At 46.5% G+C, this 1,114-nt stretch carries 3 protein-coding genes; all 3 read right to left on the bottom strand.

What is annotated here, in order from left to right:
* On the bottom strand, positions 1-389 hold a 389-nt coding region (locus B9Z54_RS21140; RefSeq protein ID WP_162785316.1), incomplete at its 3' end, for a Crp/Fnr family transcriptional regulator.
* Positions 373-702: a hypothetical protein gene (locus B9Z54_RS25355; protein WP_205207749.1), complete on the bottom strand. Its 330-nt coding sequence runs from the start codon at positions 700-702 to the stop codon at positions 373-375. The genes B9Z54_RS21140 and B9Z54_RS25355, both read right to left, overlap by 17 nt.
* Positions 692-1,114: QcrA and Rieske domain-containing protein (locus B9Z54_RS21130; protein WP_113930355.1), on the bottom strand; the 423-nt coding region annotated here is incomplete at its 5' end. The genes B9Z54_RS21130 and B9Z54_RS25355, both read right to left, overlap by 11 nt.

Raw genomic sequence — 1,114 nt, 5'->3', positions numbered from 1 at the left:
GTATGTTGCTTCCGCATATGCTCATTGATCATGATCATGAACTCGCGGACAAATTCAGGATTCGACGATAAAATCATCGTCTCGATTCGCTCGATTTTGACCGCATAAATTTCACTGTCCTCTAACGCTTTCGCGTTAAATAAATATTTTGGTTCGATTGCGAACAACGTCAACTCTCCGCAACAAGCCTCAGCGCTTAAACAACGTAACGTCAATTCTTTTCCATTTTCCGTCAATTTTGAAATTTGGATCAGTCCACTTTTTACAATATAAAATTCAGCTGCGTCTTCTTGTTCTCGAAACAGAAAACCGCCTTTCGGGACATGAATGATGCGATGTGCCAATTTTTTCGTTTCCTCGAGCACCATCGCTTTACTTGAATGAGCCATTTCCACCGACCTTCCTTAAAACACGTTGCGCCATATCAAAGCTTGACTTCATTCTAAACACAAACCCCCTCGAAACGCAATCAACATTTGGAAGCGTTTCAAGGGGAAGACTATTCTTTCGTACGGTATTCAATTTTTTCCAATATCGATATAATAACCCGATCAATCCGACATTGATGACGGCGATGATCATGTATAGTCGCATCGAAGCATGGTCGTACACCATATAGCTTTCAATCGTGTATTGCAAGAGCACCATGTTCGTCGCGAGCAAGACGACCAATCCGATTAAACTCCAACCGTTACGCCCCATGATGAATCTCTCTCCCGACCGCAAAGATTTTCCCGTTCTCGATCTCGAGCAAGATTTTAGGCAATTCTCGCTGCGGTGGTCCCGACTGAGGTTGGCCGTCGACACCAAAGTAACCGCGGTGGCATGGACAGAGGAGCACGTCCTCTTCTTCCACATAAAAAACAGGACATTGGAGATGCGTGCATTTGTTGTTATAGGCGACAAACTCGCCCGTCTTTAAATGAACGAGTAACGATGGTTCCGTGCCCGGATATTCAAATTCAAGTGACTTCCCCCGTTCGAGCGCCTCGACCGTCGTGATGAACTGACGGTCGGTTCTCGGCTCGCTACGAACAAAGGCCGCGATATTAAACGGGACCGTCGCGAGACCGAGCGCGATGCCGGCGCCAAACGTTGATTTGATGAACGCCCG

The organism is Bacillus sp. P14.5, assembly GCF_003316765.1.
Classification (GTDB): Bacteria; Bacillota; Bacilli; order Bacillales; family Bacillaceae_B; genus Rossellomorea.
This window is presented reverse-complemented; position numbering and strand designations above follow the sequence as displayed.

Coding starts and splice junctions, on each gene's coding strand:
- B9Z54_RS25355 (WP_205207749.1), bottom strand. CDS start 702: ATGGGGCGTAACGGTTGGAGTTTAATCGGATTGGTCGTCTTGCTCGCG.